Annotated in this window: 19 protein-coding genes; 5 read left to right on the top strand and 14 right to left on the bottom strand. The window is 36.0% G+C overall.

What is annotated here, in order from left to right:
* Positions 1-105: 105 nt before the first annotated feature.
* Positions 106-2,430, bottom strand: a complete 2,325-nt coding sequence (gene cpdB, locus FS802_RS20660; RefSeq protein WP_000748626.1) for a bifunctional 2',3'-cyclic-nucleotide 2'-phosphodiesterase/3'-nucleotidase — start codon at positions 2,428-2,430, stop codon at positions 106-108.
* A gap of 362 nt (positions 2,431-2,792) precedes the next feature.
* On the opposite strand from cpdB, the gene FS802_RS20655 reads away from it, so the two are divergent.
* A complete protein-coding gene (locus FS802_RS20655; RefSeq protein ID WP_000755846.1) occupies positions 2,793-3,572 on the top strand; it encodes a GDSL-type esterase/lipase family protein in 780 nt (259 codons plus the stop codon).
* 74 nt (positions 3,573-3,646) lie between these two features.
* Entirely contained in the window at positions 3,647-4,093 is a 447-nt protein-coding gene (locus FS802_RS20650) for a MarR family winged helix-turn-helix transcriptional regulator (RefSeq protein ID WP_000445817.1), read from the top strand.
* A gap of 24 nt (positions 4,094-4,117) precedes the next feature.
* Here FS802_RS20650 and FS802_RS20645 read toward each other — a convergent pair whose 3' ends face one another.
* From FS802_RS20645 to argC, 7 genes are all read right to left on the bottom strand, one after another.
* Positions 4,118-4,324, bottom strand: coding sequence for a hypothetical protein (locus FS802_RS20645; RefSeq protein ID WP_000291951.1), 207 nt, complete (start codon positions 4,322-4,324; stop codon positions 4,118-4,120).
* A gap of 58 nt (positions 4,325-4,382) precedes the next feature.
* Positions 4,383-4,943, bottom strand: a complete 561-nt coding sequence (locus FS802_RS20640) for a DUF2062 domain-containing protein (RefSeq protein ID WP_033657731.1) — start codon at positions 4,941-4,943, stop codon at positions 4,383-4,385.
* Between the two features lie 179 nt (positions 4,944-5,122).
* The gene (gene argF, locus FS802_RS20635; RefSeq protein ID WP_098707521.1) at positions 5,123-6,073 is read right to left on the bottom strand and encodes an ornithine carbamoyltransferase; all 951 of its coding nucleotides are present in this window, start codon (positions 6,071-6,073) and stop codon (positions 5,123-5,125) included.
* 12 nt (positions 6,074-6,085) lie between these two features.
* A complete protein-coding gene (locus tag FS802_RS20630; protein ID WP_000200520.1) occupies positions 6,086-7,246 on the bottom strand; it encodes an acetylornithine transaminase in 1,161 nt (386 codons plus the stop codon).
* Positions 7,243-8,010 (bottom strand): acetylglutamate kinase, encoded by a 768-nt coding sequence (gene argB / locus FS802_RS20625; RefSeq protein WP_098653303.1) that lies wholly within the window; start codon positions 8,008-8,010, stop codon positions 7,243-7,245. Before argB ends, FS802_RS20630 begins: the two co-directional genes overlap by 4 nt.
* Positions 8,011-8,021: 11 nt before the next feature.
* Positions 8,022-9,245, bottom strand: a complete 1,224-nt coding sequence (gene argJ / locus FS802_RS20620; RefSeq protein ID WP_141547094.1) for a bifunctional glutamate N-acetyltransferase/amino-acid acetyltransferase ArgJ — start codon at positions 9,243-9,245, stop codon at positions 8,022-8,024.
* A gap of 10 nt (positions 9,246-9,255) precedes the next feature.
* Positions 9,256-10,293 carry an N-acetyl-gamma-glutamyl-phosphate reductase gene (gene argC, locus FS802_RS20615; protein ID WP_000861234.1) on the bottom strand — a complete coding sequence of 346 codons (1,038 nt, stop codon included), beginning with the start codon at positions 10,291-10,293 and terminating at the stop codon, positions 9,256-9,258.
* 224 nt (positions 10,294-10,517) lie between these two features.
* Here argC and FS802_RS20610 point away from each other — a divergent pair, with 224 nt between their 5' ends.
* A complete protein-coding gene (locus FS802_RS20610) occupies positions 10,518-10,703 on the top strand; it encodes a YqzH family protein (RefSeq protein WP_001003210.1) in 186 nt (61 codons plus the stop codon).
* Between the two features lie 30 nt (positions 10,704-10,733).
* Here FS802_RS20610 and FS802_RS20605 read toward each other — a convergent pair whose 3' ends face one another.
* Both FS802_RS20605 and FS802_RS20600 read right to left on the bottom strand, forming a co-directional pair.
* A complete protein-coding gene (locus tag FS802_RS20605; RefSeq protein WP_000147808.1) occupies positions 10,734-11,528 on the bottom strand; it encodes an SDR family oxidoreductase in 795 nt (264 codons plus the stop codon).
* A 9-nt stretch (positions 11,529-11,537) separates the two neighbouring features.
* Complete coding sequence (locus FS802_RS20600) at positions 11,538-12,491, bottom strand: MBL fold metallo-hydrolase (RefSeq protein WP_064474854.1); 954 nt, start codon at positions 12,489-12,491, stop codon at positions 11,538-11,540.
* A gap of 165 nt (positions 12,492-12,656) precedes the next feature.
* On the opposite strand from FS802_RS20600, the gene proI reads away from it, so the two are divergent.
* On the top strand, positions 12,657-13,496 hold the full coding sequence (gene proI, locus FS802_RS20595; protein ID WP_000027261.1) for a pyrroline-5-carboxylate reductase ProI: 840 nt from the start codon (positions 12,657-12,659) through the stop codon (positions 13,494-13,496).
* 51 nt (positions 13,497-13,547) lie between these two features.
* On the opposite strand, the gene sdaAA is transcribed toward proI, so the two are convergent.
* The 4 genes from sdaAA to rnz form a co-directional block, all read right to left on the bottom strand.
* Entirely contained in the window at positions 13,548-14,426 is an 879-nt protein-coding gene (gene sdaAA / locus FS802_RS20590; RefSeq protein ID WP_000489470.1) for an L-serine ammonia-lyase, iron-sulfur-dependent, subunit alpha, read from the bottom strand.
* An 18-nt stretch (positions 14,427-14,444) separates the two neighbouring features.
* Positions 14,445-15,104 carry an L-serine ammonia-lyase, iron-sulfur-dependent subunit beta gene (gene sdaAB / locus FS802_RS20585; protein WP_000877441.1) on the bottom strand — a complete coding sequence of 220 codons (660 nt, stop codon included), beginning with the start codon at positions 15,102-15,104 and terminating at the stop codon, positions 14,445-14,447.
* Between the two features lie 45 nt (positions 15,105-15,149).
* Positions 15,150-15,287, bottom strand: coding sequence for a hypothetical protein (locus FS802_RS31215; protein WP_164083070.1), 138 nt, complete (start codon positions 15,285-15,287; stop codon positions 15,150-15,152).
* A gap of 562 nt (positions 15,288-15,849) precedes the next feature.
* Positions 15,850-16,773: a ribonuclease Z gene (gene rnz / locus FS802_RS20580; protein WP_000397450.1), complete on the bottom strand. Its 924-nt coding sequence runs from the start codon at positions 16,771-16,773 to the stop codon at positions 15,850-15,852.
* 189 nt (positions 16,774-16,962) lie between these two features.
* Here rnz and FS802_RS20575 point away from each other — a divergent pair, with 189 nt between their 5' ends.
* Complete coding sequence (locus FS802_RS20575; RefSeq protein ID WP_000656495.1) at positions 16,963-17,214, top strand: DUF3932 family protein; 252 nt, start codon at positions 16,963-16,965, stop codon at positions 17,212-17,214.
* Positions 17,215-17,271 lie beyond the last annotated feature (57 nt).

Genomic DNA, 17,271 nt, shown 5'->3' with positions numbered 1-17,271 from the left:
TGAGTCCATATAAATATAGAACTCAGGTTGCTTAGTTGCGCTTTTTTAATACTGTCTACTTGACAGGGGTCACTGCAATCGGTAATCCTTTTTTATATTTCTCGACTATCTATTTGCTTTCTTTCTTCTAAATAACAGAAGTAATCCCGCTCCAACAAACGCCAAGCCTGCTCCAATTGTAGAAGCAACACTTGTACCTGTTTTCGGTAAATCACGTTCTTCTTTCTTTTCACTTACAGTTGTTGTTGTTTCTTTTGAGTTTTGATTATCCGTTGTAGTTTGTCCAGATCCTGGCGGTGTCGTTGGATTTTCTCCATTACTGCCTTCACCTGTTGGTGGTGTCGTTGGATTTCCTCCATTATTTCCTTCACCTGTTGGTGGTGTCGTTGGATTTCCTCCATTATTTCCTTCACCTGTTGGCGGTGTTGTTGGATTCTCTCCACCAGTTTCCTTATCATCATCGTTCTTCTTCGTTATATCAATTGCATATTTAGCAAATTCATTTTCAGATGGTCCAACATATGATATTTTCCCATCTTTCTTTATATACTTTTGTGCATTTGGTGAAGAATCGAATGTTGTATGTAATTTATCTGCAACAATCGGTTTAAACGTCCAATTTTTATCTGCTGCTGGATCAATAACTGGTGTTTCTTGCATATACTTCACAATGATTTGACGTGTTTCATCTTGTGATTGGTATACAACTTCTCCTTTACTTACACCTGGGAACGTTTGGCTACTTCCGCGATAGTTATTTGTAGCGACGATGAACTCTTGATTGTCAGCTACTGGCTTACCTTCATATGTCATATTTATAATACGATTCGTATTTGCATTTACAACTTTTCCATCTTTATCGTATTTCGTTGGTTGTGTTACATCAATTTCGTATTTTAAGCCATCTAAAATATCGAAGTTATATGTAGGATAGCCTATATTTACTAACGGCTGTTCTTCTGTTTTCTTTGGATCAATTTGATTAAACTGACCTGCAGACATTTCAAGCCATTCTTTCACTTGTGCACCATTTACTTTTACAGCATATAACGTATTTGGATATACATATAAATCTGCAACGTTTTTAATCGCTAACGTTCCAGCTGGAATATCCGTATAATATGTAGCACCGTTTCGGCCACCTGCTTTAAATGGTGCGCCTGCAGATAAAACTGGAATTCCTTTATATTTGCTATACTGTCCATTTTCAGCTAATAACTTTTCTACATACCATTTTTGTGCATTTGTTACAAGTTGTACAGAAGGATCATCTTGTACTAATGAGAAATAACTATTAATTGGCGCTGTCGTTTTTCCTACAGCTGTATTGACATAATCAATTGTCGCTTGGTGATCATCTTTAATTTCATTAACTAATTCTTGATTGGATTGTACTAATGAATTCCCTTTACTATCAGCAATCGGACGCAGTTGCGGCTTCGATTGCTCTTTTTGTATTTCCCATTTTCCGTTTACCTTTTTCAATTGCATATCAATAATACCTAGGTTACTTCCAAAGACACCAGGCATTACAACTGGAACACCATTAAATACATCCTTCATTTCAGTATGTGAATGTCCCATTAATACTGCATCTACACCAGGAACCTCTGTTAAATAATACGACGCGTTTTCCATGCCAACGTTGTATCCACTCTTATCAACACCGGAATGCGCTAGTGCAACGATAACATCTGCACCTTCTGCTTTCATTTTTGGCACCATTTTCTTCGCTGTTTCAACTATATCTTTTGCTTTCACTTTTCCTTCTAAATTCGCTTTATCCCAGTTCATAACTTGAGGTGGAACAAATCCCATTACGCCAATTTTCACTTTTTGCTTTTGACCTGATTCATCTTCTACTTCTTTTTCAAAAACATGATATGGTTTAAAGTAGTTTTTGTCGTTCTCTTCATTATTATCTTTATCATCCTTATAGACGTTCGAGTTAATAACCGGGAACTCTGTTTTACTAATTACTTTGTTTAAATAGTCTAAACCGTAGTTAAATTCATGATTCCCAAGAGAGATGACGTCATACTTCATTAAATTCATTACACGATATAATGGATGTGTATAACTAGGATCCACAGGCTTCTTCGGATCATTTATTTTATTAGCTACATAATCTCCAAGCGGTGTCCCTTGTAATGCATCCCCATCATCAAATAGGACAGAATTCTTCGCTTCTTCACGTGCTTTATTAACAAGTGTTGCTGTTTGCACGAGACCTACTTTATTATCTGTTTTCGTTTGATAATAATCGTAATTCATTAAGTTAACGTGAATATCTGATGTTTCTAGAATTCGTAAGTTAACCGTACTCTCCCCGTTGTTCTCATCCGCATGAGCTGTTGTTGGCAACACTTGTGGTGCTATTACACCAATAGCAAGAGTTGCTCCAGCTAGCATTTTTTTTGACTTTTTCACAAAAAATCCCCCTTATACAATTACCAAAAATAATGAAATAAACCTCTATTTGCCTCTAACCACATACCTTTTTTCTTCTATTAGAGACAAGATTTTCATTTCATCCTGCGCTAATGAGTAGTCCCCTTAAACGCCCGATTAGTGAAACTTTAATTAGCGAGAAATAAAGCCCTACTCATTAAAATTTCACCTTATCTGACATTATCATATATAATGTACTTTCATATCGTCAATATTTTTTGACATACTTCTACAAATTTTCTGTAAAGTTGTTGTAAACTTTTCATAAACATATAATATGCCCTTACATTGTTAATACTGCTGAATATGATACAATTACCAATTACAAGGAGGATGAATTTATGAAAAAAGTCATCTTAACAATCGTTTGTCTCCTCCTTCTAATCATTTCTTATTCTTATTTTGAAAAGAACGATGAGACAAAACAAAATGAACCCGAAGAAAATACAGAAAAAACATCTACTCCAAGTTGGATTGATAAGCAAACAAACGATTCCTTTTATCATCTCGTACTAGGTGATTCGCTCGCCAAAGGATATGGATCGACACAAGGGGGATTTGCTGAATTAGCTTCTAGACAAATAGAAGCACAAATTCATAAACCAATTACCGTAGAAAACCTTGGGGTAAACGGCCTTACAACAGATCGTCTCGCTAAAAAAGTGCAATCAGAAGATGTAAAGCAAAAAATTAAAGCTGCAAATATCATTACAATTAATATTGGAGGAAATAATTTATTCCGTTTAAATCGTGATGTCGGTGTTATAGATGGTATTAAAATGTTAAATAAAGAAAAAGCTCATTTTGAAGCGGATATAAAAAATATTGTAAAGACAGTTCGAGATCAAAATCCGAACGCTTTACTCATTCTCTCAGAACTCTATAATCCGTTACAACTCGATGACTCCATCTCCAGTTATGCAGATATGTTTTTAGATGGCTGGAATGAATCCGTTTATTCCATTTCAAAAGCAAATCAACCATCTATCGTTTTACCAATTCGTAAATTAATATCAAATGATAAAAAAGATTTACTCTTTGACCAAGTACACCCAAATGATAACGGCTACACGATTATTGCTAATACGTTTACAAAGCAAGTGTTATCCTACAAATATTAAAGCGTCTATGAAACAATTCTATTTTTATACCATGTCTTTTTTGTTACAATGATAGTGTGGAAGGGGGCCTTTATATGGAATCACGCGAGTGGGAACGTATTGTTGATCATCTTCTTTCGCTAGTGCCTCTTTTTTATCGCAAATTTATGCTTCCTGGAGAATTTTCTTCTCAAAGACATATGCCGCCATCACATACACAAGTATTGCTACTTCTGCATGAAAATGGCACATTAGCAGTTTCCGAAATCGGCAAGCGGCTAGCGATTTCACGGCCTAACATGACACCTCTATTAAACAAACTAATTCAAGAAGAACTAATAGAGCGTCATTATAGCGAAAAAGATCGACGGGTCATTTTAATTTCCCTAACAGCTGAAGGGAAATTGTTAGTAAATCAGTATCAACAATTCATTTTAGACAAATTAAAAGAAAATTTCCAAACATTATCTGAGGAAGAGCGCGAAAAGCTCATTCACTCTCTTCAAACCATTCAAAATTTAATTTTGAAAACAAACGCATAAAGCTGCTTCTACATAGAAGCAGCTTTATGATTCGTAATAATTACCATAGTACACATTTGAATATGGCCATGTCGTTAAATATGGTTTTTGTTCTTGCGTAGGCTGTTGTTGTGGTATTTGTGGTAATTGCTGTAATTGTTGTTGTCGATATAATTCGTATTGTCTACTCATATCATAAACAGGATAATAATTTACATATGGGTATACTTGCGGTACGTAATAATAATACATTCATTCTCTCCCCCTTTTTCTTAAACATATTCAAAGGAGAAAATGAATGTGACACTCTTTATATTTGCACGAGTGGTTCTCTCACTCGTTTCTTTCTATTCTTCAAGCGTAGCTTACGGTTCTTTTCATATAAATAATGCACAACGAAATATGAAATTCCCCCAAACACAACTCCTAAAATTGTCATTCCAATTAATACATACACTTCACTCTGCACTAAACCCTTTAATATCGTAAAAATATGACTCGAAAACAAGTCAGATATCGTAAATGGTTCATGATGTATTTTTTGTACATGAAATGGATATATCATTTTTCCTAACGCATAAGCAAATGGAAATAAAAATATCGGTAGAAACGATATTTTCCCAATAATATTGCCAATAACCGCAGCAGGAAAAGATCCCTTTGCTAATCGGACGATCGGATAAAATATTACATATACGAGCGATGCCGTATATATGACCAACATCTCTAAACCAAAACCAATCGCAAAACCTAATGATACTTTCTTTGCTCCTTCTGGTGATCGAAGCAACTTATAATATTGAAACTTTAATATTCTCCACATCCGCTGAAAAAACGAATATGTTTTCTTAGTTGTTTTCAAATTCATCATCTCTTTAACTATATTTTTTCTATCTAGTATGTCCTTACATGATATGAAAAACAAATGTAGTTTACTCTTTTTATTATAAATGATATAGAGATGATTAACCAAATATACATACGACATTTCAATATAAAAAAGCACACCTCCAATTGTTATTCGTACCTAACAATTGGGGTGCACATCATTCAGGAAAGTTCTTCTATATTTTTAAATAAACTTACTAATAATGCTTTTTGCGCGTGCAATCGATTACCAGCTTGCTCAAATACGATAGACTGTGGTCCATCTATAACTTCTCCTGTTACTTCTTCTTCACGATGGGCAGGTAAACAGTGTAAGAAACGATATGTTTGCTTTGCATGCATAACAAGTTCTTTATTGATTTGGTAAGGTTGAAATAAAGTATATTTCTCTTCTTCTCCCTCTTGCCCCATACTCATCCAAACGTCAGTATAAATGAAATCTGCTTCACTCACTGCTAATTCAGGGTTATGCAAAATTTCAATTTCAGCTCCTGTTTCTTCAGCGATCACTAACGCTTTTTTTACAATTTCCTCATTCGGTTCATATCCTACAGGCGTCGCAACAGTCATATTCATTCCAACTTTTGCACTCGCTAACAACAATGAATGACATACGTTATTCCCATCACCTACATAAGCCAATTTTATTCCTTTAAATGTATTTGTTTCTTCATATATTGTCATTAAATCTGCCAACGCCTGACAAGGATGGTGATCGTCCGTTAATCCATTAATAACAGGAATGCTCGATTCTTTTGCAAGCTCTTCTACATCGGCATGTGAGAATGTACGTATCATGATCCCATCAATATAATGAGATAATACTTTCGCAGTATCTGAAACGCTCTCTCCTCTTCCAATTTGCATCTCTTTCCCACTTAAAAACATGCCATGTCCTCCGAGCTGTACCATTCCTGCTTCAAAAGATACGCGAGTACGAGTTGAATGTTTATCAAAGATAAGCCCTAATATTTTGCCTCGTAATAAAGGCTCCTGCTTATTCTTTTTTAAATATATAGCGAACTCAATTAAAGAAATGATTTCTTCTTGCGTCAGTTCTTCTAGTGTTAAAAGATCTTTCGTGTTTAATTTTGGTACTTGTACAGTTGACATGAAACTTCCCCCTTATATGATTGATACGTTTTTTGTACAAACTACTTTTTTTATCATATATACTGCCTGTTCTAACTCTTCATTCATTACAATAAGTGGCGGTAATAGTCTTATCACATTAGGCCCTGCTTGTAATACGAGAAGTCCTTCTTTCTCTAGTTGTTCTATAAAACTTGCAACTTCATGCTTACACTCAATCCCAATCATAAGCCCCTTACCACGTATATTTTGAATATATTCAACATGTCGTAATTCCTCTCGCAACTTCTCTAATACGTACTCACCCTTTTCCTTTACCTCTTTTAAAAATGATGGATTCTTACTTACTTGCAATACTTCTTTCGCTGCAGCCATTGCAATATAATTTCCACCAAACGTTGAACCGTGTGATCCTGCAGTAAACGATGTTCCAAGTTCTTTCTGGCCAATCATCGCTCCAATGGGAATGCCATTGCCAAGCGCCTTAGCGGTAGTAACGATATGAGGATGTATTCCCATTTGTTCATAAGCAAATAATGTCCCTGTTCTTCCAATCCCTGTTTGTACTTCGTCAATAATAAATAAGGAACCGAATTTATTGCATAATGTTTCAATTGCTTTCAAAAAAGATAGATTAGCAGGTATGACTCCTCCCTCTCCTTGAACAACTTCTATCATAACTGCCGCGACTTCTTCATTCATTACTTCCTCTAACGCCTTTATATCGTTAAAAGGGATATGTAAAAAAGACGGAAGGAGCGGACCAAACCCTTCTTTCACTTTATTTTGTCCCGTCGCACTCATCGTTCCGAATGTTCTACCGTGAAAAGACTGCTCACATGTTATAACGAGAGATTTTCCAGTATGCTTACGGGCTAGCTTCAAAGCTGCCTCATTCGCCTCTGCCCCGCTATTACAGAAAAAAACAGAATCTAATGCTATATTTTCTGTTAATAATGACGCGACTTCTTCTTGTAAGCTATTTGTAAACAGGTTAGATATATGCCATATATCATGAAGTTGCTCTTGTACAGCTTTCATAACAGTAGGGTGACAATGACCTAAATTACATACGCCAATTCCTGATGTGAAATCTAAATATTGCTTACCATTTTTATCAATGACTTCCGTTCCACTCCCCTTTACAAACTCAATATTTCTTCTCCCATACGTTTGAAAAAGATGACTTGTCATACGATACTTACTCCTTTCGTTACCGTCGTTCCGATACAATCTCCCGTAACTTCAGTAAAATCTTTTGTACCGTTCACAATACTTATCTTTTGCACTCCCATTTTTAATGATGCTAGTGCCGCCTGTACTTTCGGGATCATCCCGCCTGTAATAACTCCTTTTTCTATAAAAGTAACAATTTCAAATTCATCCGTTTTCTTTACTAACTTTCCCTCATGTAATATCCCATCTACATCCGTAATAAAAATGAGTTCTTTTGCGGATAACGCGGCTGCAATTCCAGCTGCAGCGGTATCCGCATTTATGTTATAAATCTCATTATCATTTATCCCAACCGGAGCAACGACAGGAATATAATTCAAATTTATTAACCCTTTTAGTAAGGCTGTTTCAACATAACTTACTTCTCCCACATATCCTATTTCTTCGCTGACAGGTTGAACTTGAAGTAAATTGCCGTCACACCCTGAACAACCTACTGCAAGTAAATTATGCCTTTGCAACTTCATTACAAATTTTTTATTCGTACTTCCACATAGCACCATTTGAACAACATCCATAACTTCTTTTGGTGTTACTCGTAACCCATCTCTTTTTTCTACTTTGATGTTACAATCTTTTAATTGCGCATCAATTTCTGGGCCGCCACCATGGACAATCACTACTTTATACTTCTGTTGCAATTTCTTTATACAATCAAAAAACACATCATTTAATTGATCCAACATACTACCGCCGCATTTCACTACAATATAATCGCTCATCTTCCCTCTCCTTATGTACGATAACAAGCGTTTATTTTCACATATTCATAGCTTAAGTCACAGCCCCAAGCTGATCCGGTTTCTTCTCCTAAATGTAAATACACGTCAATCACAATTTCATGTTCTTTTAATTTCTTTTTCATTTCCTCTTCAGAAAACATTTGAGGTTCACTATTTTTTAACACAGCGATAGATTGAAGTGTAATATCAATTGTATTTGGATGAATCGCTACTTCACTTTGTCCCATACTGCTAATAATTCGCCCCCAATTTGGGTCTTCACCATGTATTGCTGTTTTCACAAGACTCGAACCGACTATTTGCTTTGCAATTTTCTTTGCCTCTTCATTCGTTCGAGCTCCTAGCACATTTACTTCTATTAACTTCGTAGCACCTTCACCATCTTGTGCAATTTTTTTTGCTAAATCTTCACATACCTTCTGTAAAGCAAATACGAAAGTTTCCCAATCTGCATGTTCCATATTGATTGGTTTCGTTTCTGATAATCCACTTGCCATAACGATGACCATATCATTCGTAGAAGTATCTCCATCCACCGTAATTTGATTAAATGTATGATTCGTTATTTGTGATAATGCTATTTGCAATACATCATGCTCTATATGAGCGTCTGTCGTAATAAAACTCAGCATCGTTGCCATATTCGGATGAATCATCCCTGAACCTTTAGCAACACCAGCAAGCACCACTTTCTTCCCATCAATCTTCATCTCATAGCACGTTTCTTTCGTTATAAGATCCGTTGTTAAAATCGCTTCAGCAAAAGAACGTGCTTTACTTACTTCCTTCGTCGGGATAAGATTTGCAACTCCCTTTCGGATTATATCCATCGGTAAAGGAACACCAATTACACCTGTTGAAGCTACTGCAACGTAATTTTCTTTCACTCCAAAATGTTCGGCCCCTAATGCACGTATCTCGTACGCATCTTGTAATCCTTTCATTCCTGTACAAGCATTTGCATTTCCACTATTGACGATAATCGCTTGTAATTTCCCTTCAGCTACTATACTGTCTTTCGTTACTTGCAGCGGGGCTGCTTGTATTTGATTCGTTGTATAAACGGCGGCACATGATGCTGGCACTTCACAAATGATTACACCTAAATCCTTTTTTTCTTTTTTTAAACCATTTGCAGTACCGATTGCCGAAAAGCCTTTTGGCGTTACAATTGAACCATTTTCTAATTTTGTTATAGACTCTACTTTAATCATCATGTCCCCCTTATAGATAAAGCGGCATATGTTGTAAACCTGTTGTTTCTTCTAGTCCCGCTACTATGTTTGCATTTTGAATCGCTTGCCCAGCCGCACCTTTCATCATATTGTCTATAACAGAAACGACTGTCACTCTTCCTGTTCTTTCATCGTAAGCTATCCCCATATCACAATAATTTGATCCCCTCACTTCTTTCGGACTTGGAAACTCTCCTTGCGTGCGAATTCGAATAAAAGCCGATTGTTCATATGTTTCTTCATATAATTTTTGAAGTTGTTCTATTTCCATTTCTCGTTTTACTTTCGCATAAAGTGTAACCATAATCCCTCGTGATATCGGTATTAAATGTGTACTAAACGTGATTGGCTTCGTTTCCCTATTCCACTCTGCAAGCATTTGCTCAATCTCAGGAATGTGTTGATGCTCATTTACTTTATAAATGTGCAAGTTATCGTATAACTCAGGAAAGTGAGTCATTGTTGTTGGCGTTTTGCCCGCTCCAGATACTCCTGATTTCGCATCAATAATAATGGAATCTTCTTCAATCATGCCGCTACGTACTAACGGCAATATCGCTAATAATGCGGCTGTAGCAAAACATCCTGGGTTTGCAATTAAATTTGCATTTTGAATCTCGGACCTTTTCCATTCACTTAACCCATATACAGCTTCCTTAAGAACTTTTTCTTTTGCAGCTCCCTTTTTATACCACTGTTCATATGTCGAAGGATCTTTCATACGAAAGTCTCCAGATAGGTCAATTACTTTTAAACCTACTGCTAATAATTTTGGAGTTAACTCTGCCGACACTCCTGCTGGGGTTGCTAAAAATACAATTTCTGCTTTCTTCTCTATCTCCTCAACATCAATTTCTTGTAACGTATAGACAAGAACATTTTGAAAATGCGGATATACATTTGTTATACACTCGCCAACTTGCGAAAAAGAATGGAGAGAGGCTATCGAAAAATATGGATGTTGCTCTAATAACCGAATTAACTCAATACCTCCATACCCAGTTGCTCCAATAATTGCGACTTTCATATGCTCCTCCTCATATCGATTATTTAAATTAAGTATGATTATAATATTGTATATTTATAGAGTCAATTAAATATTTATAAATTTTACAAACTTAAAAAACTTAATTTTACTAGAAAAACAATATACACAACCGAATTTTTATACAGAAACAGTGTATAGTAGTTTTTTCATTTCACTTCAAGTACAATAAAACAATACATGTATACATACAGGCGGGGAAAAACATGAATGAGAAATTAATTGAGAAAATGATCATAAAAAGTTTTCAACAATATCAATGTAATCCTATGTCAAATGAGGATCAGGAAATGCTAATTAAACATATTCAAACGATAATTCATTCAAATACTGAAATTGATGTATACGAGGCAGTTGAAGATATCGTTTACGATTATGTGACTGGAAAATAAAAAAATAGGAGATTTCCATATGGAAATCTCCTATTTTTTACTTAATGATTTACCTGCAACACGCTCAAATAAACCTGGGAATAGAGCATACAATTTCGGACCAATGCCCATCCATTTCGGTAAGTTTACTTCACGCTTTTTCGTTTGCATCGATTTTACAATTTGCTCTGCTACATACGTCGGCTTTAACATATAACGTCCCATATTTTTCACATATGTACCGGATTGATCCGCTATTTCAAAAAAGTTTGTATCTATCGGACCTGGATTAATCGCTGTTACGAAAATATTTGTACTAGACAACTCCATGCGTAAACTATTCGTAAATCCTAGTACTGCATGTTTCGTCGCTGCATACGCACTCGATTTCGGAGTTGCAATTTTCCCAGCAAGTGAAGCAATATTAATAATATGTCCTTCGTTCCTTTTCACCATATAGGGTAGTACCGCTTTCGTACAAGCTACTAATCCAAATACATTTACTTGGAACATATCTTTCACTTCATCCATTGACGCATCTTCAAATGTTTTAAAAATACCAAATCCCGCATTGTTTACTAATATATCAATACGTCCCACTTCTTGTAATACCTTTGAAAAAACAGATTGTACTTCCGTCTCTTCACTTACATCTAATACATAATAATAGCAAGGCGTATTATAAGTTTCTTTAATTTTCTCTGCTAACGCTTTTAATTTCTCTTCTGTTCTAGCCATTAATACTGGAGTCGCCCCCTGCTCTGCAACTTGCATTGCAACTTGCTCTCCAATTCCACTAGAAGCACCTGTAATGACGATTACTTTATTTTGTAAACGTCCCGTCATTGCTGTCACCTACTTTGCATAATAAATCAATTGTTGCGAAGATTCATCAATCATCACTTGTTGATTATATGCTAAAAAGTCTAATTGTCCAACAGTTTCTGAAATAGTAAGCGGCAATTGCTCCTTATATAATACCGGAAATAGTTTTACACATACTTCAAATGCTGTCATTGGTTTTTCCTTTAATAACTCAAGCACTTTAAACGCACGTGTTTCTTGCTTTTGTAATCTCGTTTCAATAAGTTGTTTCACATTTAGAACATCTTCTCCATGTCCTGATAAAATGCGCGAAATATTCATTTCACTTAAACGCTTTAATGTTTGATTATATTGTAATAACGGGCGCGCCCTTTCTGTTTGTCCTTCATATGGTGGTTCTAATATGGGATTCGAAGAAATATGACTAATGAGAGCATCCCCGCCAATTAATATTCCATCAGATTCTCTATATAATGAAATATGAGTGGAAGCATGACCTGGTGTTTCGATTACTGTAAATCCAGGTAAAGAATCAATACGATCTCCCTCTCTCACAGTATGCGTTAACGATCTATTACAAGAATATTTAAGTGTCTTCGTCGTCAATAACGCCTCGTCTTTCAAAAATGCCGCTGGAACACCAAATTGCAAAGCTGTCTCTCTAAAAAACTCATGATACCACTTTAAAAATTCTGGATTTTGCGTGATCCAAGGCTCATTCCAAGGATGTCCAATAATGTTCGTTTTCTCAGAAAATATATTTAAAAGCCCACAATGATCCGCATGATGATGCGTAATGACTACTGTTTTAATATCTTCTATCGCATATCCTAATGTACCTAATTGCCTTTCTAACGCACTTCTTGCCTCTTCTGTATTCGTCCCTGTATCAATTAATGTTAATGTCTCCCCCTCAACTAAAAACACATTCACAGTTTCAACTGCAAATGGCACAGGAATCTCCATTCGGTGAATCGCCGTCATGCTTAGCCCCCCTGTCTCTTTCCGGTTCAAAAATGAATACTTCTTCAGTTTACAACTTCTATATATATTTGTCATTATTTTCAGATAAAAAGAGGTGTTTCCTATAAAAAAACGAATGTATGTACATTTATAAGAATTTCTAACCAAATTTAAAGGAGGAACATCATGTCTATTCAAAACATTTCCTTTCTCGGTGCAGGCTCTATTGCTGAAGCTATTATTGGTGGCTTGTTACATGCAAATGTTGTGAAAGGCGAACAAATTACCGTAAGTAATCGTTCTAACGAGACAAGATTGCAGGAGCTACATAAAAAATATGGCGTCAAAGGTACGCATAATAAAAAAGAGCTACTTACTGATACAACTATTCTTTTTCTAGCAATGAAACCAAAGGATGTTGCAGAAGCACTTACTCCTTTTAAAGAAGATATACATAATAACCTGCTTATTATTTCCTTATTAGCAGGTGTTTCTACTCACTCGATTAGAAACCTGCTTCAAAAAGATGTTCCAATTATTCGTGCGATGCCAAATACATCTGCAGCTATTTTAAAATCAGCTACTGCTATCTCGCCTTCAAAACATGCAACAGCGGAACATATTCAGACTGCCATAGCTTTATTTGAAACGATCGGTCTCGTCTCTGTTGTAGAGGAAGAAGATATGCATGCTGTCACTGCATTATCTGGAAGTGGGCCTGCTTATATTTATTACGTAGTGGAAGCGATGGAAGAAGCCGCAAAAACAATTGGTTTAAAAGAAGATGTTGCAAAGTCACTTATTCTTCAGACGATGATTGGTGCTGCTGAAATGCTAAAAGCAAGTGAAAAACACCCTTCTGTTTTGCGAAAGGAAATTACTTCTCCTGGCGGAACGACCGAAGCAGGCATTGAAGTATTACAAGAACATAAATTTCAACAAGCACTTATTTCTTGTATTACACAGGCTACACAACGATCACATAATCTTGGGAAAACATTAGAACAACTAACAAAAGAAAAATAAAAAATGGAGCTCAATTTTACTTGAGCTCCATTTTTTATTAACATATATTGTTTAGTTATTAGTCTTCCCAAAAATCTCTTCTTGCAGACGGCGACCAGTTGGTGTTGCTGCAAGTCCACCTTCAGCTGTTTCACGAAGTGCTACTGGCATCGTTTGTCCGATTCTAAACATCGCCTCAATTACTTCATCACATGGAATTGTACTCGTTACGCCAGCTAATGCTAAATCAGCTGAAATCATCGCATTCGCAGCTCCTGCTGCATTACGTTTTACACAAGGTACTTCTACAAGCCCTGCAACAGGATCACATACTAAACCAAGCATATTCTTTAATGAAATCGCCATCGCTGTAGCTGCTTGATCTTGTGTTCCACCAGCCATCTCAACTGCTGCTGCTGCTGCCATTCCACTTGCTGAACCTACTTCAGCTTGGCAACCTCCTGCCGCGCCGGAAATACAAGCATTATTCGCAACAACCATACCGAAAGCTCCTGCTGTAAATAAAAATTCGATCATCTCTTCGCGTGTCGGCTGTAACTTTTCTTGCAGTGCAAACAGTACACCTGGCACTGTTCCAGCAGACCCTGCTGTTGGTGTTGCACAAATAATTCCCATCGCTGCGTTTACTTCATTTGTTGCAACAGCTTTACTCACCGCGTCCAAAATCGTATCTCCAGATAAGCCTTTTCCGCTATTCATATACGCCTGAACTTTTACAGCATCTCCGCCAGTTAAACCAGTTGGTGATTTCACTCCGCGAATACCACGTTCTACTGCTTGCTCCATCACGACTAAGTTCTTTTCCATACCAGCAATTACTTCTTCACGTGAAATACTTCTTGTTTTCATTTCACATTGAATCATAATTTCTGCGATTTTTACATTTTGTTCTTTAGCTTGCGCCACTAGTTCCGCTGCGTTCCGAAACATGGTGTGTCCCCCCTGCAATTATTCCATAATAGTTACTTGACAAATATTTTGTTGCGCGTTTATTTCTTCAATCACTTCATCTGCTAATAATTCATCTGTTTCGATAACCATAAGCGCTCTTCTTCCTTTTTCTTTACGAGAAACACTCATTGTACTAATGTTAATTTCATGTTTCGCAAGGATTGAAGCTACTGCTGCAATAGCACCGAAGCGATCGTTATTTACAATAAGTAGTGCTGGACTCGTGCCTGTTAATTGAAGATCGAATCCGTTTAATTCTACAACTTCAATTTTACCGCCACCAATTGAGCAAGCAACAACTTCAATTTCTTCTTCACCTTTATACAAACGAATTCTCGCTGTATTTGGGTGAGGTGCATTTGCATCTTCTTCAATGAATTCTACTTCGATTTTGCGCTCTTTTGCTATGTCTAGCGCCTCTGGAATACGTAAGTCATCTGTTTCAAACCCTAATATTCCACCGATCAATGCTACATCTGTACCATGCCCTCGATACGTCTTTGCAAATGATCCATATAATGAAATGCTTACTCTTTCTGGTTCATGACGAAACAGCTGGCGAGCAACTTGCCCCATTCTTGCTGCGCCTGCTGTATGTGAACTTGATGGACCAATCATAACTGGACCAATAATATCAAATACTGAGCGATACTTCATCATAACTCCCCCTAAACCTCTATGCAAAAATTTTTTACTATTCTATTAAGCTACCGAATCGGTTGCTTTTCCAGTTGTACGACGAATTTGTTCCGCTATACGAATTGGATAGTTTTTGAATAACAGTGAAGCAATATATCCTGAAATAATACCAATTATCATAATAAATAAGAAACTTAGCATTACCTTCATTTAAAAATAATATAAGCTAATCCAGAATAAAGTCTGGTAGCAATCCAAAGTTTAACACAGAACCCCTTACAAGGATAGCATAAACAAGTGAAACGCCCATTGCTTTCATACCTTTTAGTGCTTTAAGGCTAAAAAGTAAAAAAAAGACTTCATACAAATAATAGTAATATCTTTCCTATTATAAATTCCATGTTGCTCTCTCACGATTTAGTCAACTTCACTTATTACGACAAATGGCTAAAATGCATGTAGCCTACAATAAATTTTGATCTGCCCTCATTATAGCTCGTTTTTAATAAAACGCTTACTTTTAATGAATTTTAAAAGTTCTGAATAACGATTTGTTTTTGCTATTTGTACCACTCGTATGTCGTCTGACTTATATAACAGTTTTTCTAAACAATCGGTACTATGCATTTTTATCCCATCTCTTCACATCATTAAAACTTTCTGTTCCATCCAATATAAACATAAAATGATAACAGTTTTATTTTAAATTTTTTTTAGAAATAAAAAAATGGCAACCTTTCGTCACCATTTTTTCACACCATTATTATCTTTCTACCGGAAAAATTTTCAAGTCCGTAGCTATTTCTGTATTAGAAAATAGCTCTCTTGCCTCTTTCCATAATTCCTTATATGTATCCCCTTGATAACGAGAACTAATATGAGTCAATATTAATCGTTTTGCATTTGCCTGAAGTGCAATACTCGCAGCTTGCTTAGATGTAGAATGAAAATAATCATACGCTTGTTGTTCATCTTCTGCTGCAAAAGTTGCTTCATGAACAAGTACGTCAGCGTCTTGTGCCAGCTCTCTACTCGCTTCACAATATCTTGTATCACCTAAAATGGTAATAATTCTTCCCTTTTGAGGTGGACCAATAAAGTCTTTTCCATTTAATATCGTACCATTTTCTAATTCAACTACTTCTCCATCTTTTAAACGTTTAAAGAGCGGGCCCGGTTTCACACCCATCTCCAGCAATTTATCGACTAAAAGAGCACCTTGTATATCTTTCTCTACAATACGATACCCAAAACATTCAATACCGTGTGACAATCTTTTCGTTTCCACGTGAAATTCATTATCTTCAAATACAGTACCTTCTTCTGTTATCTCCACAATTTCAAGTGGATATTTTACATGTGTCGTACTGACTGATAATGCCACTTCAATAAATTGTTTAATTCCTTTTGGTCCATACACTGTTAAAGGTGTAGTCCCTCCTTGAAATGAACGGCTTCCTAATAAACCAGGCAAGCCAAAAATATGATCACCATGTAAATGCGTAATAAATATTTTTTCAATGCGGCGTGGGCGTACTGATGTATGTAATATTTGATGTTGCGTCGCCTCGCCACAATCAAATAACCAAGTCTGTCCTCGTTCTTCTAACAATTGCAAAGCAATTGCCGAAACGTTCCTTCCTTTCGAAGGAACACCTGCACCAGTTCCTAAAAATACAAATTCCACTTTCTTTCCTCCAGCTCTTTATATAATCTACCTTTCATCTTACGGAATGTTATTTCAAATGGCAAATCGAATTTACATAACCAATCATCTAGACAACTATATAACACGAACGTTATACTCGAAAAACTTAGCAATTGTTCGTGTTTTATGTTAAAATGATTATACTACATTTTAAGGGAGCGTTTTATTATGAAAGAAGCATTTCGTTTACAAACTGATTTTTCATCTTCATTTGATCGCTGGGTAAGTTCTTTCGTGTCTGATCACCCAGCACAATTAGAATGGACGACTTTGAAAGAATTAATCCATGAATATACAACAACACATACAAATGATTCATTACCAACATATATTTCTTCAGCTTTAACATATTACGCTCAACGCGTTTCAACAACAAACAGTTCAGAAATTGTTATTTTTGAAAATGCTACAATCTCATAATCTATAATAAAAAGCACTGTAATCAGTGCTTTTTATTTATGTTCATTACAGTATTTA

Origin of the sequence: Bacillus sp. DE0042 (genome assembly GCF_007680225.1) — a bacterium.
Classification (GTDB): domain Bacteria; phylum Bacillota; class Bacilli; order Bacillales; family Bacillaceae_G; genus Bacillus_A; species Bacillus_A wiedmannii.
This window is presented reverse-complemented; position numbering and strand designations above follow the sequence as displayed.